General features: G+C 63.1%; 1 protein-coding gene. It reads left to right on the top strand.

Going from position 1 to position 561, the window contains the following annotated elements; translation table 11 throughout:
* Window positions 1-73: 73 nt before the first annotated feature.
* A partial coding sequence (locus tag CO676_RS34360) for a transposase (protein WP_144340272.1) occupies window positions 74-561 on the top strand: 488 nt, incomplete at its 3' end.

Below are 561 nucleotides of genomic sequence, written 5' to 3'. Positions count from 1 at the left end.
CATGGGGTAATGGGCAGCAGCTCTTCTTGGAGACCGCTATGATCGGCTCCGTCATCGAAAGAGGAGATTGACCATGGAGTATTTTGCCGGCTTGGACGTCTCGATGGAAGAGACGCACGTCTGCGTCGTCGATCGCGAGGGAACAGTCTTTCACGAGGGAAAGACGGCATCGACGCCTGAAGCGATCGCAACCTTGCTGGCCAAGGCGCCCGCTTGCCAACGCATCGTCTTCGAGACCGGTCGGATGGCGCCGATGCTCTACCACGGGCTTACAGCCCTCGGCCTGCCGGTCGTCTGCATCGAAAGCCGGCAGGCCTACCAGGCGCTGAAGTCGCTGGCGACCCACAAGACGGATCGCAACGATGCCCGCGGTCTGGCGCAGCTTGCTCGCACCGGATTCTTCAAGCCGGTGCACGTGAAGTCGCTGCCGGCGCATGCCATTCGTGCGCTGATCATCGCCCGCAAGAAGCTGGTCGGCCAGCGGGTCATGCTGGAGAACCAGATCCGTGGTCTCGCCGTGGTGTTCGGTGTCCGCCTGCCGCGGGCGCTTAGCCCGGCCTT

The organism is Sinorhizobium sp. BJ1 (assembly GCF_002531555.1).
Classification (GTDB): domain Bacteria; phylum Pseudomonadota; class Alphaproteobacteria; order Rhizobiales; family Rhizobiaceae; genus Sinorhizobium; species Sinorhizobium fredii_B.
This window is presented reverse-complemented; position numbering and strand designations above follow the sequence as displayed.